The sequence below is a fragment of the Gilliamella sp. LMG 34362 genome (genome assembly GCF_984569125.1).
Genome location: NZ_OZ474902.1, coordinates 1011949 through 1033436 on the forward strand (window position 1 = coordinate 1011949; position 21488 = coordinate 1033436).

General features: G+C 34.8%; 19 protein-coding genes. 10 read left to right on the forward strand and 9 right to left on the reverse strand.

All coding sequences use genetic code 11. From position 1 onward, the window contains the following. Positions 1 to 13: 13 nt before the first annotated feature. Positions 14 to 940, reverse strand: a complete 927-nt coding sequence (zipA, locus tag AC5LWZ_RS04750) for a cell division protein ZipA (protein ID WP_493464175.1) — start codon at positions 938 to 940, stop codon at positions 14 to 16. A gap of 375 nt (positions 941 to 1315) precedes the next feature. Between zipA and AC5LWZ_RS04755 the strand changes: the two genes are divergently transcribed. Both AC5LWZ_RS04755 and AC5LWZ_RS04760 read left to right on the forward strand, forming a co-directional pair. Then, a complete protein-coding gene (locus AC5LWZ_RS04755) occupies positions 1316 to 2512 on the forward strand; it encodes an efflux RND transporter periplasmic adaptor subunit (RefSeq protein ID WP_110448289.1) in 1197 nt (398 codons plus the stop codon). A gap of 19 nt (positions 2513 to 2531) precedes the next feature. After that, positions 2532 to 5741, forward strand: coding sequence for an efflux RND transporter permease subunit (locus AC5LWZ_RS04760; protein ID WP_198221849.1), 3210 nt, complete (start codon positions 2532 to 2534; stop codon positions 5739 to 5741). Between the two features lie 179 nt (positions 5742 to 5920). Here AC5LWZ_RS04760 and ruvC read toward each other — a convergent pair whose 3' ends face one another. Beyond that, complete coding sequence (gene ruvC / locus AC5LWZ_RS04765; RefSeq protein ID WP_110448287.1) at positions 5921 to 6409, reverse strand: crossover junction endodeoxyribonuclease RuvC; 489 nt, start codon at positions 6407 to 6409, stop codon at positions 5921 to 5923. Next, on the reverse strand, positions 6409 to 7152 hold the full coding sequence (locus tag AC5LWZ_RS04770; protein WP_110448286.1) for a YebC/PmpR family DNA-binding transcriptional regulator: 744 nt from the start codon (positions 7150 to 7152) through the stop codon (positions 6409 to 6411). Before AC5LWZ_RS04770 ends, ruvC begins: the two co-directional genes overlap by 1 nt. 255 nt (positions 7153 to 7407) lie before the next feature. On the opposite strand from AC5LWZ_RS04770, the gene rbsD reads away from it, so the two are divergent. Genes rbsD through AC5LWZ_RS04800 form a run of 6 tightly spaced genes read left to right on the forward strand, consistent with a single transcriptional unit; the run spans position 7408 to position 13196 of the window. After that, on the forward strand, positions 7408 to 7827 hold the full coding sequence (gene rbsD, locus AC5LWZ_RS04775; protein ID WP_110448285.1) for a D-ribose pyranase: 420 nt from the start codon (positions 7408 to 7410) through the stop codon (positions 7825 to 7827). A 28-nt stretch (positions 7828 to 7855) separates the two neighbouring features. Beyond that, the gene (rbsA, locus tag AC5LWZ_RS04780) at positions 7856 to 9370 is read left to right on the forward strand and encodes a ribose ABC transporter ATP-binding protein RbsA (protein WP_198221843.1); all 1515 of its coding nucleotides are present in this window, start codon (positions 7856 to 7858) and stop codon (positions 9368 to 9370) included. Next, positions 9357 to 10307: a ribose ABC transporter permease gene (gene rbsC / locus AC5LWZ_RS04785; RefSeq protein WP_493464064.1), complete on the forward strand. Its 951-nt coding sequence runs from the start codon at positions 9357 to 9359 to the stop codon at positions 10305 to 10307. Before rbsA ends, rbsC begins: the two co-directional genes overlap by 14 nt. 31 nt (positions 10308 to 10338) lie before the next feature. After that, positions 10339 to 11214 carry a ribose ABC transporter substrate-binding protein RbsB gene (gene rbsB, locus AC5LWZ_RS04790; protein WP_110448282.1) on the forward strand — a complete coding sequence of 292 codons (876 nt, stop codon included), beginning with the start codon at positions 10339 to 10341 and terminating at the stop codon, positions 11212 to 11214. A 48-nt stretch (positions 11215 to 11262) separates the two neighbouring features. Then, positions 11263 to 12192 (forward strand): ribokinase, encoded by a 930-nt coding sequence (gene rbsK / locus AC5LWZ_RS04795; RefSeq protein WP_198246961.1) that lies wholly within the window; start codon positions 11263 to 11265, stop codon positions 12190 to 12192. Positions 12193 to 12203: 11 nt separating this feature from the next. Beyond that, positions 12204 to 13196, forward strand: coding sequence for a substrate-binding domain-containing protein (locus AC5LWZ_RS04800; RefSeq protein WP_493464065.1), 993 nt, complete (start codon positions 12204 to 12206; stop codon positions 13194 to 13196). A gap of 92 nt (positions 13197 to 13288) precedes the next feature. On the opposite strand, the gene fis is transcribed toward AC5LWZ_RS04800, so the two are convergent. Genes fis through AC5LWZ_RS04825 form a run of 5 tightly spaced genes read right to left on the reverse strand, consistent with a single transcriptional unit; the run spans position 13289 to position 17167 of the window. Continuing rightward, complete coding sequence (gene fis / locus AC5LWZ_RS04805; RefSeq protein ID WP_034883623.1) at positions 13289 to 13585, reverse strand: DNA-binding transcriptional regulator Fis; 297 nt, start codon at positions 13583 to 13585, stop codon at positions 13289 to 13291. Positions 13586 to 13601: 16 nt separating this feature from the next. Further along, positions 13602 to 14600, reverse strand: a complete 999-nt coding sequence (dusB, locus tag AC5LWZ_RS04810; RefSeq protein ID WP_110448279.1) for a tRNA dihydrouridine synthase DusB — start codon at positions 14598 to 14600, stop codon at positions 13602 to 13604. Between the two features lie 35 nt (positions 14601 to 14635). Further along, positions 14636 to 15502, reverse strand: a complete 867-nt coding sequence (gene prmA / locus AC5LWZ_RS04815; RefSeq protein ID WP_493464066.1) for a 50S ribosomal protein L11 methyltransferase — start codon at positions 15500 to 15502, stop codon at positions 14636 to 14638. Continuing rightward, complete coding sequence (gene panF / locus AC5LWZ_RS04820) at positions 15477 to 16928, reverse strand: sodium/pantothenate symporter (RefSeq protein ID WP_493464067.1); 1452 nt, start codon at positions 16926 to 16928, stop codon at positions 15477 to 15479. The genes prmA and panF overlap by 26 nt, the downstream gene beginning before the upstream one ends. Positions 16929 to 16939: 11 nt before the next feature. Continuing rightward, the gene (locus AC5LWZ_RS04825) at positions 16940 to 17167 is read right to left on the reverse strand and encodes a YhdT family protein (RefSeq protein ID WP_294892362.1); all 228 of its coding nucleotides are present in this window, start codon (positions 17165 to 17167) and stop codon (positions 16940 to 16942) included. Between the two features lie 177 nt (positions 17168 to 17344). On the opposite strand from AC5LWZ_RS04825, the gene ilvC reads away from it, so the two are divergent. Continuing rightward, the gene (ilvC, locus tag AC5LWZ_RS04830; RefSeq protein WP_065614117.1) at positions 17345 to 18823 is read left to right on the forward strand and encodes a ketol-acid reductoisomerase; all 1479 of its coding nucleotides are present in this window, start codon (positions 17345 to 17347) and stop codon (positions 18821 to 18823) included. A 293-nt stretch (positions 18824 to 19116) separates the two neighbouring features. Beyond that, positions 19117 to 19698, forward strand: coding sequence for a cell division protein ZapC (locus tag AC5LWZ_RS04835; protein WP_198221833.1), 582 nt, complete (start codon positions 19117 to 19119; stop codon positions 19696 to 19698). A 110-nt stretch (positions 19699 to 19808) separates the two neighbouring features. On the opposite strand, the gene AC5LWZ_RS04840 is transcribed toward AC5LWZ_RS04835, so the two are convergent. Further along, positions 19809 to 21476 carry a tetratricopeptide repeat protein gene (locus AC5LWZ_RS04840; RefSeq protein WP_493464068.1) on the reverse strand — a complete coding sequence of 556 codons (1668 nt, stop codon included), beginning with the start codon at positions 21474 to 21476 and terminating at the stop codon, positions 19809 to 19811. Positions 21477 to 21488 lie beyond the last annotated feature (12 nt).

The following is a 21488-nucleotide window of genomic DNA, read 5'->3' on the forward strand; positions in this document are numbered from 1 at the left end:
TTAAATAGCTAGCTTAAATTTCATTACAAGCTTTTTTTATGCGTTCTTTATAACTATCGATTTTTTGAGGTGTCATCATATGATGTTCATCATCCAAAACGACACCATTAACATCATCGGCAATACGTTGTGCTGTTTGTAGCATTAATTTGAAATTTTGTTGATTGTTTCCATGGGTTGGTGCAACCATAAAAATTGATACACCTGGTGTTGTAAATTCGTGCATAGTTTCGGGATCTAGATGCCCCGGACTAATCATATTTGCTAAACTAAATAATATCGGCCCATTACCTGCTGGGTCAACATGGCGATGAAAAATACGCATATCACCAAATTGAAATCCTGATTGCATGATGCTAGCTAATAGCATATCACCTTGTAATTCCTTGCCATTTAAGCCAGTAACATTTAATACAATAATTTCAGTTTTGCTTTCTTCACTATCGTCTATTGTTAGTTTGTCTTGTTTTTCGAGTTTTTCTTCAGGTTGAGGAGCATCTGTTTTTATATCCTCGTTAGCGTTGGTTGTTTTTTCGATTTCAGAAGTTTCTTTCATTGGCTCATCAGTAAAGATATCCTGTTGAACATCGTGAGTCGACTCATTAGAAACCTTAGTTTCGATTTTTGGTTGTTGTTCGTCATCATCTGAAAATAGATCAACTTGAAGGGGTAGTTGTTCTTCTTCTACTACTAGTGCTTTATTAATAGAAATATTAGCATCGTCCTGATTTGTTTTGCTTTTTGGCGTGAGTAAAATCACATCATCTTCATCATTATAGATGTCTTCATATTGCTGAGTATTTGTTGTGAATTTATCTTTTTTGCCTAACTTAAATAAAGAAGAACGTTCTTTCTTATTGATCCAAAGCCCATGAATTAATAATGCAATGATGACCAAGGATGCCACTACAATTAGAACAGTACGTAAATTATCCATAATACCCACTCAGAATTAAATTAAATATAGATTCAAATTATTCAATAATATAATTGAAAAAAAAGGATTAAAAAATACCACAACGAAATTTTTTTACTTTTTACATTTAAGTTAAATCCATACTCACTTATTACAGCGCAAAAAAACTATTAGTCTATATTACTTTATTTCTAGCAATAATCATAATTATCAATAGAATTTTTTTATTAATTTGCTTTTAAGGCTAATAAGTCAGATAATTTTTAGAACTCTGTGCTATTAAGGCGTTAAGACTCTTACAATCTATGCATATTTTTTGTAAAATCTCCGATCACTTTTGAATAATATTCATTGTTTTTATTTAAAAAATAATTATTAAGTTACCGAGGTCTTTTTTATATGAGATTTAATAAGCTATTACTTACTCTGCCAGCGGCATTAACTAGTCTATTGTTATTAACAAGTTGTGATAATAATCAATCACAAGATGGTGCTGGCCAATTACCAAAGGTAACTGTTTTTAAAGTTGAACCTTTAGACTATACTCTAAAAATAAACTTACCTGGACGGGTCGTTGCTTCCCAGATCGCTGAAATCCGACCACAGGTTAGTGGGATTGTACTAAATCGAGAATTTGAAGAAAGTTCAAATGTTAAAGCTGGTCAATCACTTTATCAAATTGACCCAGCCATTTATCAAGCGAATTATGATAGTGCGGTGGCCAGTGTAGCTAGTGCGAAAGCTAACGCTAATATAGCTCAACTAACCTTAAAGCGTTATGCTGGACTTTTGAATACTAAATCTATCAGTCAACAAGAATATGATAAAGCGGCTGCCGATGCCAAACAAGCTGAGGCAAGTGTTTTAGTTGCTCAAGCAGCAGAGCACGCAGCCAAAGTTAATTTGGACTACACGAAAGTATACTCGCCAATTGATGGGTATATTGGTAAATCAAGTGTCACGGAGGGGGCATTAGTGTCAGCAGGGCAAGCTGCTCCATTAGCTTTGGTACAGCAACTTGATCCAATTTATGTTGATATGACTGAAGCTGCAACTCGTTATAATAAATATCTTCAAGATGAAAATATAATTTATGAACCAGCTCAAGGCGATAATGTTGAATTGTTTTTTAATGATGGATCAAAATATGCTCTATCAGGAAATATTAAATTTTCAGATATGACGGTTAATGAAACGACTGGAACAGTTACTCTGCGATCACAATTTTCAAATGCTGAAGGTAAAATTTTACCGGGGATGTTTGTAAAACCACAATTGACATTAGGTACTATCAAAAATGCAGTACTAGTTCCTCAGCAGGGCATTACTAGTAACCAAAAAGGTCAATATACAGCTAAGATTTTAAAACCAGATAATACAGTTGAATATCGTCAAGATATTAAAGTTTATACTGGCATCAGTGGTTATTGGGTTGTTACCAGTGGCATTGATGTTGGTGAACAAGTGATTACTACCGGTTTACTTAATTTAACCGCAGTAGAAAGGGGGCAACCAATGAAGGCTCAAGTAGTAGATAAGCCAGCTACTCTTTCTCAAGAGCAATTAGACAATATCATCAAAAGCAGCGTGAAATAAAACAGGGGTAGAGTTAATTATGGCTAAGTTTTTTATTGATAGACCTGTTTTTGCATGGGTAATTGCTATCATGATGATGCTGGGCGGTGCTTTATGTATTAAGCTACTCGCTGTTGAACAGTATCCTGATATCGCACCACCAGCTGTTACGGTTTCTGCTGTTTATCCAGGGGCTGATGCTCAAACTATTGAGAATACAGTTACCCAATTGATTGAGCAAAACTTGACTGGTTTGGATAATTTGATTTATATGAAATCAACCAGTAGTGCTCAAGGGGTTGTACAAACCACTCTGACTTTTGCTCCCGGCACTAGCCCTGATTTTGCGCAAGTACAGGTCTTAAATAAAGTAGAAAGTATTAAATCTCGTTTGCCAGAAAGCGTGCAAAAAAATGGGGTATCGGTTGCTAAAAATAATACCAACTTCTTAAAAGTTATTGGTTTCTATTCTACCAATCCTCAAAAAACACAAGCAGATATCGCTGACTTTATTTATTCAACAGTACAAGATCAGATACGTCGTGTACAAGGTGTCGGTGATACTCAGTTATTTGGTTCTGAATATGCAATGCGTATTTGGTTAGATCCTAATAAACTAAATTATTTTAATTTATCTATTGAAGAAATTATTGCTGCTATTCAAGCACAAAATGCGCAGGTTACTGCAGGGCAATTAGGTGCTTTACCAGCAACTGAAGGTCAAGAGCTCAATGCAACTATTACAGCTCAATCACGGTTAAAAACACCTGAGCAATTTCAAAATATTTTAGTACGTGTTAACACAGATGGCTCAAACATCTTATTAAAAGATGTTGCCAATGTTGAAATTGGTGCTGCTGATTATAACTTTCTTTCACGTTATGACGGTAAACCATCAGCTGGTTTAGGTATTTATTTGGCGACAGGAGCAAACCAACTCGATACATCAGCAAAAGTTGACCAAAAAATTCAAGAATTATCACAGATTTTTCCTGAAGATATCAAATTTGCCTATCCTTATGATACAACTCCGTTTGTTAAATTATCGATTAATAACGTTGTGCATACATTAATTGAAGCAATCATATTGGTTGTTATCGTTATGTATGTCTTTTTACAAAATCTGCGTTCTACACTTATTCCAACTATTACCGTACCAGTAGTATTGTTAGGTACCTTTGCAGTTTTATATATATTTGGATTTACCATTAATACGTTATCTATGTTTGCTATGGTGCTGGCCATCGGTCTTCTGGTCGATGATGCCATCGTAGTAATTGAAAACGTTGAACGTATTATGCATGACGAAGGCCTTTCGCCTTATGATGCAACGGTTAAATCGATGGAACAAATTACTTCGGCATTAGTGGGTATTGCGGTGGTATTATCCGCCGTATTCGTACCAATGGCATTTTATGGTGGTGCTGCAGGGGGGATATATCGTCAATTTTCAATCACAATTGTAACGTCAATGGCTTTATCAGTATTGATGGCAATTGTATTAACGCCAGCACTTTGCGCACAAATTTTAAAAGCACCATCGAAAAATAAAGTTAAGATAACAACATTAGGCGAAAAATTACAAACCATACCTCCGTTTACGTGGCTTTCAATTGGAACTAAATGGTTTTTCAATAAGTTCAATAATTTGTATAACAAAAGTTTATATGCCTATGAAAAAGGGGTAATTAAGTTTATTCGTTATCCACTGATTTCATTTGTTTGCTATGTCTTGATAGTTGTTGGCTTAGTATTTGGCTTTAACCGTTTACCAACTGGTTTCTTACCAAATGAAGATCAGGGGGTGTTGATTGTAATGGTTGAGTTACCACCCGGTGCGACATTAGAACAAACCATGGGTGTATTGAACAAAACCTCTCAATTTTATATGAATGAAAAAGCTGATTCAGTCAGAGAGATTTTCACCGTTGCAGGTTTTAGCATGGTTGGTCGTGGGCAAAACATGGGACTTGGCTTTATTCGATTAAAAGATTGGGATGAACGTAAACGCCCGGATCAAAAAGTTGATGCATTAGTTGGTAGTGGTTGGGGATTCGCTTCTACTATTACTGAAGGTCGGGTCATTATTACGAATGTACCGGCTGTACCATCACTTGGTATGGCAAATGGTTTTTCTTACATGTTAAAAGATACCGCTGGACTTGGCCATGAGGCACTAATGGGGGCATTTTTCCAATTATTGGGGCAAGCTGCACAGAATCCTAATCTACAACAAGTTCGTCCAGGTAGTATGCTAGATGTCCCACAATATAAGATTAATGTCGATTTTGAAACTGCTCAAGCACTTGGTGTTGCAGTAAGTAGCGTAAATACCGTACTTTCAACAGCATTGGGTTCAGCTTATATTGATGACTTTGTTTATAACAATCGGGTTAAAAAAGTCTATTTACAATCAGATTCGGCTTATCGAATGTTACCTGATGATTTCAGCTTTTGGCATGTTAAAAATCAAAAAGGTGAAATGGTTCCTTATGATGCATTTGCCACTACAACTAAGAGTTATGGTTCGCCATCTCTTGTTCGTTATGATGGAGTTGCAGCCATGGGCGTCAGTGGAGCCGCTGCACCAGGTATGAGTTCAGGACAAGCTATGGCAATAATGGAAGAACTATCTAAAAACTTACCGAAAGGTTTCTCGTATGATTGGACAGATATTTCTTACCAAGAACGTCAAACAGGTTCACAAACGACAACACTTTATATTATCTCACTTATCGTAGTGTTCCTATCGTTAGCTGCATTATATGAAAGTTGGACTGTACCTATTTCTATCTTATTCGTTATCCCATTAGGTATTATTGGTACTGTATATGCAACTATGTTTAGAGGCCTTGATAATGATATCTACTTTATCGTTGGTCTATTAACAACAATGGGTCTATCGGCTAAGAATGCTATTCTGATCGTAGAATTTGCTAAAGATGCGCTTGAAAAAGAAGGTAAGTCATTAATTGATGCAACATTAGAAGCGTGTCGCTTACGCTTACGCCCAATTTTAATGACTTCATTTGCCTTTATTCTAGGTGTTTATCCACTGGCTACCAGTAGTGGTGCCGGTTCTGTAAGTCAGAATGCGGTAGGTACGGGGGTTATTGGTGGTATGTTAACGGCAACGTTCTTAGCGATTTTCTATGTTCCGTTATTCTTCTTATTTATAACTAAACTATTCACTAAACATAAGAATAAAGTGGTGTTGCCAACTAACTATACTGGTAAAACTGAGAAATAGTTAATGAATAATTAATATGAATTTAAAGCACCAATAATATTGGTGCTTTTTTTTATCTAACTTTTAATAGATTGCCTATTTGATATTTTAATTTAACAGTTTTCATACAGTTGGATAAAAGTTGAGGAAAGGGGTTTTTAAGTTATAAACGCAGGGCGTTAATATGGAATAGTATTAGATTATTTACGTGATTTGATTAATTGTTGACTCATATGGGCATGGGTAATTGCTATAGCTAGTGCATCTGCCGCATCTGCTTGAGGACTTGCAGGTAATTTTAATAGTAGTCTAACCATATGTTGAACTTGTTTTTTGTCGGCAGCTCCAGTGCCAACTACACTTTGTTTGACCAAGCGTGCAGCATATTCAAAAACGGGTAAATCATGATTGACTGCTGCGACAATTGCAGAGCCTCGTGCTTGACCCAATTTTAAAGCAGAATCGGCATTACGTGCCATAAAGACTTGTTCAATAGCAAACATGTTCGGTTGAAATTGAAGAATGATTTCGCTTACTCCTGCATAGACACGTTTCAAACGTGTGGGTAAGTCATCGACAGCAGTGCGAATACAGCCACTGCCAAGATAGGTGAGTTGTCGTCCCGTTTGACGAATTACGCCATAACCCGTCAAACGAGAGCCTGGGTCAATACCCAGAATAATAGTCATTAGAGTGTTGCAGCAACTTCGTCTGACACTTCTCCGTTATGATAAACCTCTTGAACATCATCACAATCTTCAAGCATATCGATAAGACGTAGTAATTTTGGTGCAGACTCAATATCAAGATCAACTTTGGTTGCTGGAATCATTGAAACTTCAGCGGATTCAGCCACTAAACCAGCTGCATCGAGTGCATCTTTAACTTCACCGAATGATTCAGGTGTAGTAAATACATCAATTGCACCATCATCATAAGTAACCACATCATCAGCACCAGCTTCAAGTGCTGCATCCATTACTTGATCTTCATCAGTGCCTGCAGGATAAGAGATCACACCTTTTTTAGTAAATAAATAAGATACTGAGCCGTCAGTACCTAGATTACCGCCAGTTTTAGTGAAAGCGTGACGAACTTCAGATACAGTACGGTTTCGGTTATCACTTAAGCATTCAACCATTACTGCAGTACCTGCAGGTCCATAACCTTCATAGATGATAGTTTCCATATTAGTATCATCTTCACCACCGACACCACGAGCAACAGCTCGATTCATGGTATCTCGAGTCATGTTATTAGATAATGCTTTGTCCATAGCAGCACGTAGACGAGGGTTAGACGCTGGATCGCCACCACCAATTTTGGCTGCCGTTACAAGTTCGCGAATAATTTTGGTAAAGATTTTACCGCGCTTAGCATCTTGAGCTGCTTTGCGGTGTTTGGTATTGGCCCATTTACTATGACCTGCCATAGAGTTCTCCAGATTAAATAATTTAAAAATCGCATCATTTTAACAAACTTTTAACTAAAGTTCATTATCAATCTATTTTTTCATTGGTTCATGTCATTTTAATAATGAATAATTATATTGATTTGTATCAAATATTCATATTTTATTCATTGCAACTCATTTAGTTTTAATTCATTATATCTTTAGTCTTGATAGATTAAGCTTTCATCGAAACGTTTCGATAAACAATTTCATTATTATTCTTAGGATTGCATTATGTATAAAAGTAAGTTGTTCAATTCAGTAATAGTTCAGACTTTAGCCAAAATGGGACATACCGATCAAATTGCTATTGGTGATGCAGGTTTACCCATACCTGAAAATGTTGAAAGAATAGATCTGGCGCTGACATCTGGCGTGCCATCTTTTATGCAAGTTTTGGAAACTGTAACTGAATCTATGCAAATTGAAAAAGTTCTTCTGGCAGAAGAGATCCTTGAACATAATCCAGAGATAAATAAAAAAATATTAGCTCAGATTAAACAAATTGAGGAATCACAACAAAATATAATTGATATAGAATATGTCACTCACGAAATGTTAAAACAGCAAACCAGCGAATGCAAAGCGGTAATTAGGACTGGTGAATGTTCACCTTACGCGAATATTATTCTACAGTCGGGAGTAATTTTTTAAAAACAACAATTAAAATAATGGGAATTTTATGAGTGATATTTTATTACAGCTTACTGATATATCTAAATCTTTTCCCGGTGTTAAAGCGCTTTCAGGCGCTAATCTGACTGTTAAAGCTGGTCAAGTTATGGCCTTAATCGGCGAAAATGGCGCGGGTAAATCTACGTTAATGAAAGTACTCACAGGAATATATAAAAAAGATTCTGGTGAAATTATTTATCAAGGTAGTAAAGTTAACTTCAATGGTCCCAAAGCTTCGCAATTAGCCGGAATAGGTATAATTCATCAAGAATTGAATCTAATACCGCAATTATCCATCGCCGAAAATATCTTTTTAGGTCGAGAATTTACCAATAAATTCGGTTGTATTGATTGGCAAAAGACCTATGCTGAAGCCGATAAATTATTAGCGCAATTGCATTTGAATTATAACAGTCGAAGATTGATTAGTGATTTGTCGATTGGTGAACAGCAAATGGTTGAAATTGCCAAAGTGCTAAGTTTTGATTCTAAAGTTATCATTATGGATGAACCAACCGATGCTCTCACCGATACAGAAACCGCTTCATTATTTGAAGTCATTAATAAACTCAAAAAACAAAATTGTGGCATTGTCTATATCTCTCATCGTCTAAAAGAAATCTTTCAAATTTGCGATGCAGTAACCGTATTACGTGATGGTCAATTTGTGGGGGAAAAGAAGATCACTCAATTGGATGAAGATAGTTTAATTGAGATGATGGTGGGTCGTAAGCTTGAAGAACAATATCCACGCATCGAAATGGAAAAAGGAAATATCACGTTACAGGTTAACCACCTTATTGGTGATGGTGTGAATGATGTTAGTTTTTCTCTTCATGAAGGAGAAATATTAGGTATCTCTGGTCTTATGGGGGCTGGACGAACCGAGTTGATGAAGATGATTTATGGCGCAAATCCCGCTAAATCAGGAACAATAACTTTAAATGGCAAAGCCATTAAAACACGTTCGCCAAAAGATGGTTTAATGAACGGCATTGTTTATATCTCTGAAGACCGCAAAAGAGATGGATTAATTTTAGGCATGTCAGTTAAAGATAATATGTCACTCAACTCCCTTGGTTATTTTGTTAATCAATTTAAACAGTTAAAACTAAAAAATGAACGACGAGCGGTTGATGATTATGTGGGACTATTCAATATTAAAACCCCATCAATTAATCAAACTATAGGTTTATTATCAGGTGGTAATCAACAAAAAGTTGCTATTGCTAAAGGATTAATGACACGTCCAAGCATATTAATTTTGGATGAACCAACCAGAGGTGTTGATGTTGGCGCTAAAAAGGAAATTTATCAACTGATCAATCAATTCAAACAACAAGGATTAAGTGTTATCTTAGTTTCGTCCGACATGCCCGAAATTCTTGGCATGAGTGATCGTATTTTAGTTATTCATGAAGGAAAAGTAACCGGAAATTTTACTATTAATGAAGCAACACAAGAAAAACTTATGGCCGCTGCCGTAGGAAAAATACAGGAGAAATCTGATGCTGCAAAATAAAACGCTCAAAAATGTATTAGTTGAGCAGAAGTCATTAATAACGTTACTGGTATTAATCTTAATCGTTTCATGTTTAAGTGATAACTTTTTCACGTTAAATAATATTTTTAATATTTTGCAGCAAACCTCAATTAACGCCATTATTGCGGTTGGAATGACTTTAGTCATTCTAACATCCGGTATTGATCTTACAGTTGGCTCGATATTTGCACTAGCGGGCGCTGTGACCGCATCGATGATTGGTGCCGACATTTCCCCATTTATTGCTATATGTACTGCTTTAATTTTAAGTACAATATTAGGGGCCTTTTCTGGAGTCATTATCGCGAAAGGAAAGCTTCAAGCTTTTATTGCAACATTAGTGATGATGTTAATATTACGTGGTGCAACACTGGTATATACAAAAGGAAGTCCAATTTCTATTGGTACTAATGATAATTCCGAAATTTTTGAATGGATCGCATTTGGTCGAGTATTCGGTATTCCAGTACCAATTATCATTATGTTGGTTGTGTTTGCCGCGGCATGGTATTTGTTGAAATATACGCGTTTAGGTCGCTATATTTATGCCCTTGGCGGTAACGAATCAGCAACACAATTATCAGGTATCAATGTTGATAAGGTGAAAATTATTGTTTATGCGATGAGTGGTTTACTGTGTGCTGTTGCCAGTACAATTGAGGTTTCAAGATTGTCCTCAGCTCAACCTACAGCAGGAACTGGTTACGAGATGGATGCAATTGCTGCTGTTGTTCTTGGCGGCACAAGTATGTCAGGAGGGCGCGGTAAAATTATTGGGACCCTAATCGGTGCATTAATTCTAGGTTTTTTGAATAATGGCTTAAATATGTTAGGGGTCGATGCGTATTATCAAATGATAGTCAAAGGTGGCGTCATATTACTTGCGGTTTTAGTTGATAAAAAAACTAATAAGTAATTTTTTTAATAAAAGTAGCTAGGAGAAAGTTATGAGATTAAATAAGTACATTGCTGTATTAATAAGTTTTTTATTTGTCTTTCAAGCTTCGGCAAAAGAGAATATTGCTTTAATAATATCCACGCTAAACAATCCATTTTTTGTTACTTTAAAAGAGGGAGCCGTAAAAAAAGCTAATGAACTAGGTTACGATTTAGTAGTGTTAGATTCCCAAAATAATCCCGCCAAAGAGTTAGCAAATGTTGAAGATACAATTGTTAAAGGAACAAAGATTATTTTAATTAATCCGACAGATTCGGAAGCAGTTGGTAACGCTGTTCTAGCGGCTAACAAAGCAAATATTCCTGTTATAACCCTTGACCGTGGTTCAGTGAAAGGTGAGGTAGTTAGCCATATAGCATCAGACAATGTTGCTGGCGGTAAAATGGCTGGTGATTTTATTGTTAATAAGTTAGGTAAACAGGCAAAAGTCATTCAACTACAAGGAATTGTAGGTACTTCGGCTTCACGTGAAAGAGGTGAAGGATTTAATCAATCACAACAAGAAAATAATTTTACCATTTTAACTGCACAGCCTGCGGATTTTGATAGAGCTAAAGGTATGAATGTTATGCAAAATTTATTAACGGCTTATCCCACTGTTCAAGCTGTATTTGCAGAAAATGATGAAATGGCATTAGGTGCAATGCGAGCGATTCAAACCGCTGGTCGAACTGACATTTTGATCGTTGGATTCGATGGTACTGATGATGGTATCAAATCTGTAGAACGCGGTAAATTAGCTGCAACTGTGGCACAACAACCCGATAAAATTGGCGCAATTGGGGTCGAAATCGCTGATAAAGTTATAAAAGGTGAAAAAGTCAGTCCGAGTATTCCTGTGGAGTTAAAATTAATTAGTAAATAGATTAGTATAGGACGTGATAAACGTCCTATTTAATTAGGAATTAGATAAATGAAACGTAAAAAATTGATTGTCTTAGGTAGTGTTAATGTTGATCATATTTTAAATGTTCCTAAGTTTCCTAAACCGGGTGAAACATTATCAGGATCAAACTATAAAATTTCTTTTGGTGGTAAGGGGGCAAACCAAGCTGTTGCAGCAGGTCGATTGGGTGCAAATATTCAATTTATTGCTGCTGTCGGAAATGATGAACTAGGTAACAAAATTAAACAGCAGCTTAACAATGATAATATTAATACTTGTTCAGTAGCTTGTATTGAAGGGCAAAATACTGGGGTAGCTTTGATTTTAGTTAATGCACAAGGTGAAAATCAAATTGCTATCCATGCTGGTGCAAATGCACAAGTTACTACAGAATATTTACTTAAATATAAAGAAGATATTATCAATGCTGATGCTATTTTAATGCAATTGGAAACACCGTTGGCAACAATTGAACAAGCAGCAAAATTGGCTAAACAACATCAGACTCAAGTTATTTTAAATCCGGCTCCAGCACAAAAATTATCAGATGATTTACTTAAACACATTGATATTATTACCCCTAATGAAACTGAAGCTGAATACTTAACAGGTATTAAAGTTTTAACGGAAAAAGATGCCGAGCAAGCTGCGATTTTTTTACATAAAAAAGGTATCGAAACGGTTATTATTACTTTAGGCTGTAAAGGTGCCTGGGTAAGTTCTGCACAACAAGGGGCAATCATTGCTGGATTTAAAGTCAAAGCAATTGATACTATTGGTGCAGGTGATACTTTCAATGGTATGTTAGTTACCGCGTTGTTAGAAGGTAAAACTTTAGAACAAGCGATTAAATATGCCCATGCAGCTGGTGCATTATCAGTTACGAAACCGGGAGCTCAAACAGCAGTACCATCTCGAAATGAAGTAGAAGAGTTTCTTGAACAACAAAGTAAATAGGTAGTTTCGACTTGGCAACTATGAAGGATATCGCAAATTTTGCGAAAGTATCGACATCAACTGTCTCTCATGTCATTAATAATGACCGTTATGTTAGTCCAACTATTCGCAAAAAAGTTGAATTGGCAATCAAACAACTAAATTATACACCTTCAGCCATTGCTCGAAGTTTAAAAAGTAATAAAACATTTACTATTGGTATGGTAGTAACAGCAAGTAATAACCCCTTCTTTTCAGAAATAGTGCAGGGCGTTGAGAGATGTTGTTATAGGCTGGGGTATAATTTAATATTATGTCATACCGAAGGTGACCAGCAACGAATGTTAATTAATATTGAACATTTATTACAAAAACGTGTTGATGGTTTACTAACAATGTGTACTGAAACTCAGCCAATCCCACAACAGATATTCACTAAATATCCTAAACTTGCCATAGTTATGGTGGACCGGACACCATTTAGTGCTCTTTATGATATTATAAAGGATCATTCTTTATATGGTGCTACTTTAGCTACCAATTATCTCATTGAACAAAATTATAAAAAGATTGCTTGTATTACTGGGCCATTGAATAATAACCAATCTCAATTGCGTTTAAAAGGCTTTAGAAATGCTCTGCAAGCCGCTAATATAACCATACTTGACGGCTATGAAGTACAAGGGGATTTTCACTTTTCATCTGGCGTAATTGCTATGCAGCAATTATTAGATTTACCGATTCCGCCGGAAGCGGTATTTTGTTTTAATGATGCCATGGCAATTGGTGCTTACCAAACTCTATATCGAAATGGTCTTGAAGTTGGCAAAGATATCGCTATTATTGGTTATGATGATATTGAAATTGCGCAATACATGACTCCTTCTTTGACAACTATCCATCAACCAAAAGAAGAATTAGGCCAGTTAGCAGTCGAAACTTTACTAAATCGTATTCAAAATCCTCAAGAGTCGCGACAAATATTGACTTTAACTCCTACATTAATTAAACGTTTTTCAGCGTAAATAACATCTAATTGATATATTGAGAACAAAAAAAGCGTCCTCCAAAGAAGACGCTTTTAAATAATCCTATAATATGGTTTTAGAGATTTAGACTAACTCATTCCATATTGTTTTAATTTTTTGCGTAGAGTACCACGGTTGATACCAAGCATATTTGCTGCTCGAGTTTGATTGCCACGAGTATATTGCATAACCATATCAAGGAATGGGTGTTCAACTTCAGCTAACACTAATTCATATAGATCAGTAGGATCTTCACCATTTAATTGTGATAAATAGTTTTTTAAAGCTTGTTTTACCGAATCTCGCAAAGGTTTTTGTGTTATTTGGTCTTGTGAGTTTACAGTTGTAAATTTAAGTGCTGCAGCTGTAACGCGTTGTTCTGACATAGTATATTTAACTCTTTTATTTGTTTCTAATTTGACTAAAAAATGCTTTTAGTGTTTTTACTTGCTCACATGAATTGCTAAGTACACTAAATAAGCGCCTGAATTGATCGCTGTCAGCATAGTTCTTGGTATACCAATTTACATGCTTTCTGGCAATCCGTAATCCTTTGTATTCTCCATAGAATTGATAAAGTTCTTCAAGGTGTGTTAACACTATTTGCTCAACTTCATCAATTGACTTATTTTTCTTTAACTGTCCGTGTGTTAAATAGAATGCAATTTCTTCAAATATCCAAGGTCGCCCTTGTGCCGCTCGGCCGATCATTATACCATCAGCTTGCGTATATTTAAAAACATCTTTTGCTTGTTCTGGGGTACAAATATCACCATTTGCAATTACCGGAATAGTTACCTTTTCTTTAACTGCTTTAATGGATTCATATTCAGCCTTCCCATTGAATAAGCATGCACGACTTCGCCCATGAATAGTAATGGCCTTTATGCCACAATCTTGCGCAATTTGTGCGATTTCAATGCAATTTCTATTATTTTTATCCCATCCAGTCCGAGTTTTTAATGTTACTGGTACATCAACAGCACCAACAACTTTCTGCAAAATAGTTTTTATTAGCTCTGGATACTGCATTAAAGCAGAGCCAGCTAATTTTTTATTCACCTTTTTAGCCGGACACCCCATATTGATGTCAATTAACTGAGCTCCATGTTTGACGTTAAATTCAGCCGCTCTCGCCATTTCGTCGGGGTCTGAGCCAACTATTTGAACTGCACGTATACCGACATCATCATTTGAAATCATTCTTAATGCTGATTTATCAGTATGCCAAACATCAGAATTTGCTAAAAACATTTCAGAGACAGTCATCCCAGCACCAAAGCGGTGACATAAATTCCGAAATGGTTTATCACTGATTCCTGCCATTGGAGCAGCAATCAGATTATTTTTCAAATTGACCTTGCCGATACTAAGCGAATTAAGGCCGGCTATATTACGCATTTTTTCTCGAAGTTAAAAGGGGTAATGTTAATTTTTTATAATTTTTTACCGGTTATACGGCACCATTCATCCTGTTCAATAACCGGATCAAGGACAAACTCAGTTTGATATGCGTCATATACGCTTTGCGATTGATTAGCTAAAATTCCAGATAGTCCAAGTTCTCCTGATGGCTTTACTAATTTACTAATCTGGGGTTTAAGTTCTTTCAATGGGCCTGCCAAAATGTTAGCTACTACCACATCAGCTTGTAAATTATTTGGAATATCTTTTGCTAAATAAAGCTCAATCTTTTCACTTACTTTGTTACGTTCAGCATTGTCATGACTTGCTTGGATCGCTTGAGGATCAATATCAATGCCTATAACTCTTGCTGCACCTAATTTTAACGCAGCAATGGCTAAAATACCTGAACCACATCCATAATCGATCACAATTTTGTTATTAAGATCGAGACTGTCTAGCCAAGTTAAACATAAAGCCGTCGTAGGATGAGTACCTGTACCGAAAGCTAAACCCGGATCCAACATTACATTAACCGCATTAGGATCGGGTATTTCACGCCAGCTAGGGCAAATCCACAATCGTTTACCAAATTGCATTGGATGGAAATTATCCATCCATTCTCGTTCCCAGTCTTTATCTTCCAATTGTTCGATTTTATAAGAATATTGCTCAAGATTTAAAATTGATTTTAACTCGTCAATATCTGTTTCAGCATCATATAATCCGACAACATCGGTATTCCCCCAAAGTTTTGTTTCACCAGGTAAAGGTTCAAAAACAGGGTTATCAAAAGTATCTTGAAAAGTGACTGACACTGCCCCTGATTCTTCTAATTGTTCGCTAATACTTTCAGCTAAATCACTAGTTGTGTTAATTCTGAGTTGAATCCAAGGCATAATATTTTCCCGTCTGGCCAAAATGATTGGCAATAATAAATATAACTAATCCAATAAGTAATGATGGCACTATTGGATGGAAAGCATAAATTTTAATGTTATAAACAGCAAGTAATGTGTAGCTTATAGCACCAGCAAACATCGAGCAAAAAGCACCTGTTGAATTAGCTTTTTTCCAATATAATCCTAGTACTAGAGGCCATAAGAATACTGCTTCAAGTCCACCAAAAGCTAATAAATTAAGCCATATGATCATTTCTGGTGGGTTCCATGCAGCGACAATTAATAAACCACCAAAAATAAAGGTGATGATAATTGATATGCGAGTAAGCATTTTATCACTAAATTTAGTATTTGGTCTCATCGTTAAGAACAGGTCTTTAATAATTACAGATGAAACTTGTAATAATTGTGCATTAATAGTGGACATAATTGCTGATAATGGCGCTGCCAAAAAAATTCCTGCGGCTAAAGGTGGTAAAACCTTTATAATTAATGTTGGTACAATTTGGTCTGGAATAGTTAAATCACTTATTATTGCTCTTCCAAGTGCGCCAGATAGATGCATTGTTAACATAATGATTGTCACAACAGCAGTACCAATAATAATGCCTTGATGAACAGCCTTACTATCTTTATAAGCCATACAACGAACAGCGGTATGAGGTAAACCAACAACTCCAAAACAGACTAAAACCCAAAATGATGCCATAAATGGAAAGTCCATAAAATTGTCAGGGCCTTGAGGTGTTAATAAAGCAGGATCGATCTGATTTAAACGATCAACTATATTTGTAATGCCACCGCCAGCATAAATAATGGCAAATAATAACAAAATGGCGCCAATCATCATTACCAACCCTTGAAATGCATCATTTAATATGCTGGCTCTAAATCCGCCAAAAGCTGTGTAAATTACTGTACCAATACCAAAAATAAGTAATCCTATATCATAGGGAATACCTACAGATGATTGTAGTAATCGGGCTCCACCGACAAATTGTACGGTCATAGCACCAATAAAAGCCGCAATAAGCGCAATACTGGCAAAACATACAATTAGTTTGCTTTTATAATGAGAATAGAGCATATCACTTAGCGTTATTGCATTGTATTTACGCGCTAAAATTGCGAATTTTTTGCCAAGAATACCAAGTGATAATAATACGGTTGGAACTTGAATCATCGACAACAGAACCCAACCGAGACCATATTTATAAGCAGCACCTGGACCACCGATAAAAGAACTGGCACTAATATAAGTTGCAGCTAAAGTCATTGCCAGTAAAAAACCGCCCATAGTCCGATTACCAATAAAATAATCAGTAAATTGGTTTACTTTTTTTCGTTTTGCATATGCATAAATTGATAATGCAAATACAAATATAAGATAAATAACAAGAGGAATAATAATATCTAATTGCACGGTTTAATGGCCTATTCTAGTGGAATATTTTTAAATTGTTTTTTTACTATAACAAAACACAACAAGATAAAACCCAATGGTACAAATATACAGGATAGTTCAAACCATAATGGTAAACCCAAAAATCCGGTTTGATTTTTGACAATATAAGCAGTAATTACCCATGCAGCGAAGTAAATGATAGTCAGTAGCAATGAAAGTTTTGCTTCTTTATTAGCTTGCTTGTAACGAGTATCCATAATAAATAAATGGTTAAGTTATCTGGGGTGGCTTAGAGTAAAAGAAAGTAGTTAACTTAGCAAGTATATTGCAATTTATGCAACATAATATTCTAAATATATCAATTTCCGCAATTATGCTTTTACGGTATAGTGCATACAACTTAATTATCAGAAATTCAACTCATGGAGAGAATAATGTCAAATTATTTTAATACACTAAATTTACGCGAAAAATTAGAACAATTAGGTCAATGTCGTTTTATGGCGCGCGATGAATTTGCATCAGAAGCTAATTTTTTAAAAGGTAAAAAAATTGTCATCGTAGGTTGTGGTGCACAAGGTCTTAACCAAGGGCTAAATATGCGTGATTCTGGTTTAGATATTGCTTATGCATTACGTAAAGAAGCTATTGATGAAAAAAGAGCATCATGGAAAAAAGCTACTGAGAATGGTTTTAAAGTAGGAACTTATGAAGAATTAATCCCAACAGCTGATTTGGTTATCAACCTTACTCCAGATAAACAACATTCTGCTGTGGTACAAGCTGTACAACCATTAATGAAAAAAGATGCGGCATTAGGTTACTCACATGGTTTTAATATCGTTGAAGTTGGTGAAAAAATCCGACCAGATATTACTGTCGTTATGGTTGCGCCAAAATGTCCAGGAACAGAAGTTCGTGAAGAATATAAACGTGGATTTGGTGTACCAACCTTGATCGCTGTACATCCAGAAAACGATCCGAAAGGTGAAGGTCTAGCAATTGCTAAAGCATGGGCGGCAGCAACAGGTGGTCATCGTGCCGGTGTGTTACAATCTTCTTTTGTTGCTGAAGTTAAATCAGATCTAATGGGTGAACAAACTATTTTATGTGGTATGTTACAAACTGGATCATTACTTTGCTTTGATAAATTGGTTGCTGATGGCGTAGATCCAGCATATGCGTGTAAATTATTACAATTTGGTTGGGAAACGATCACTGAAGCATTAAAACAAGGTGGTATTACCTTAATGATGGATCGTTTATCAAATCCAGCTAAGTTACGCGCTAATGCGTTAGCTAAAGAATTAAAAGTAATTATGACCGATCTTTATCGTAAACATATGGATGACATTATTTCTGGTGAGTTTTCATCTACTATGATGAAAGATTGGGCTAACGATGATGTTAACTTATTGAAATGGCGTAAAGAAACAGGTGAAACTGCATTTGAAAAAGCGGCAGAATACCAAGGTAAGATTGATGAACAAGCTTATTTCGATCAAGGAGTTGTAATGGTTGCTATGGTTAAAGCTGGTGTTGAACTAGCATTTGAAACCATGCTTGAGTCTGGAATTTTACCTGAATCAGCTTATTATGAATCATTACACGAATTACCACTTATCGCAAATACTATTGCCCGTAAACGTCTGTATGAAATGAATGTTGTTATTTCAGATACCGCTGAATATGGTAACTATTTATTTGCTAATGCTGCTGTACCATTATTAAAAGAGAAATTTATGCCAATGTTACAAGCTGGTGATTTAGGGAAAGCAATCCCTGAAGGAAGTGTTGATAACGCACAACTACGTGATGTTAATGAAGCTATTCGTCATCATCCAATCGAAGTTATTGGACGTAAACTTCGTAGCTATATGACTGATATGAAACGTATTAATGTTGCAAGTTAATTCTATTAACTGATTATAAAAAGGTGCTAAATAGCACCTTTTTTTATGCTAAAAATTTGTTATTTATAATTATATATACATGCTATTTTCATTAAAATTAAATTTGATCCGAAAGGATCATTAAGATCTAAATTTAGATCTAACTTAGATCATTTTGATCTTGAGTGGATCGACATAAAATTTTTAAAAATTAAATAATTAAAATTTTCTTATTTTAAATTTTTATTTATTTTTTATATAAATCATGATATATTTTGTTCAAATTTAGTTCAATTTGAAAGGATGAAATATCAATGAAAATGGCTTTTCGACCAACAGACAGCTGGCGTTGGTATTTTGATAATGAATATGATAGTTTAATGCTTGAAATTTCATCAGAAATGCTATTTCGTTGTAATTATGCTAGCAAAATATTAATTCCAGATGTATTTAATGAGTTTTCTTTTTCAGTTGATGATGCAACAGCTTATTATCAGTTTTATGATAGCTGTCAATCGTTGGCGTTAACTGACTCTCAAAAAATTGAATTATCCATTAATGCAATTGTTGCAGCAAATTTTTTAAAGCCACAAATGCCTAAAAGCTGGTATTTTTCTCAACAGCCAATGTTTTACCAACCTAAAGTAGCTGATGTTGTTAGCGTAAATATGCAAGAGAATGGCCAAAAAGTATGTTTATTAGTTGTTGAAGCGGGTGAAAACGCCTCACTTTGTATTATTGCACAACCAACATTTGTAGCGATGAATAAAACTTTCTATTTTTCAGAAGCAATCAAAGTGATGAATGACAGATTAGCTTTAGTTAACTCATTAGCAAAAACAGAAAATTCAGTAGTTTCTGAGAATGAGCAATTAGCATTAAAAGCTATTTCTTAATTAATATAATTTTATTCTAAATGAGTAGCAAGTTTCTACTCATTTATTAATCTATTCTCTTTTAACTTAACAATTCCGTTTAATAAAATAATTTTACTTTCAATTTAATATTATTGAGAAAAGTTTAAATCGCTGCGTTTACTACGATTCAAAATTAGTCTCAGTTCAGCTGAGCTATGACCTTGTTTGGCTGCTTTTTCAAGTAAATCTACCCCTATTTCATACAATGTTGTATGTTCAATAAACATTGAACCTACTTTGTACTGGGCCTCCATATCACCATTATCTAATGCACGTTGTAATTGAGGATCTTGTTTTAATTTATTTAAAGCAATACAACTTCCCCATGTATATCCATCTTGTTCATCGAAACAGTATCTTTGATGCCAGTAAATTGCTTTGTCATAATTTTGAGTTACATAATCGCCTTTCATATACATTTCGGATAATGTTTGTTTAGATGAAAAACTACCCGCATTTGCAGCCGCTTCTAACCAATAAATTTTTTGATCAAGATTTGAATCATCGTCATACTTGAAAGCAATCTTTTCCATGATTTTAGGACTTTTAACATAATTCACGTACTTGATATAATTTTTCAATATTTCTGCATCTTTTTCGGAGGTAAAAAGCTCTGTTTTAGGATATAAATCAGTTATATGAAGGAATAATTGAGGATTGTTATCAGCAACATGTGAATAGAAATAAATTGCAGCTAAATACTTGTTATGTGATTCACACCATTTAGCAATGGCAATGGCTATTTCAGGATCAAGTGTATCTTTATCAAATTTTTCTAATAAAGTGTAAAATTCTCGATTTTCTGAAAGCTTGAACTGTAACTGATACATTTCACATGCTCGTGAAGACGCTAGTGAGCAAGCTTGATTAAAATACATCAAAGCTTTACTTAGCTTTACTTCGTTTACATAATATTTGCTCAAATAAAGTAGGGATTTTATATTGCCTCGAGAAGCTTTCTCTTGAATATTTTCTAAGGTATCTTTATCAATTATTTTGTTTTCATGTTTATAATCTTCTTCACTAAAACTGTATTTATTATCTAATAAATCCTCAATTAGCTTTTCAATTTTAGCGTAAGCAATAAAATAGGATAAAGATGGATCATCAATATCTGTTGCATTAGCAAATTGTTGCAATGCGCTTGTTGGATCAATCTGTGGGGAGGTAAGATACTCTTGCCCAATTAAAAATGATGCATATTGATTAACATTTATCTCATTATCTGTTTTTAAACATTCAATTAAATTAATGACATAACCGTATGGTATTTTATCTGAATCTTTTAAATCTATTAATAATCTAACTGCGTTTAAATCACCATTCAGGATTGCTATTCGAATTAGTGATAATCCTTTATCCACTAATTTAGGTTTAATAAAATAATTTATGTCTGCATAATCTACTTTTTTACATCTATATGATAAGGAGTCATTATATTCTTTTTCCTCATCATATTCGTTATAGTAGATATCTTCGGTCAAAACAAAATGATCCTTCCAACTAGACACCAACTCATTAATTTTGTAAACCTTTTTACAATTTTTTAAGCTAAAATTATGCGCTAATTCGATATAATTCATACCTAATTGTGAAAGGGAACTGAGGTTTGTTGTATTGCCTTCATTTAGTTCTTTAAGAATTTTAGCTTCTTTTCCTTCCTTTATATCATCAAACACCATTTTATAATGATCCAAAGAAAATGCAGCTGTAGAAAGCGAACAGAGAAATATAAATAAAAATAATTTTCTAAACATCCATGATAACCT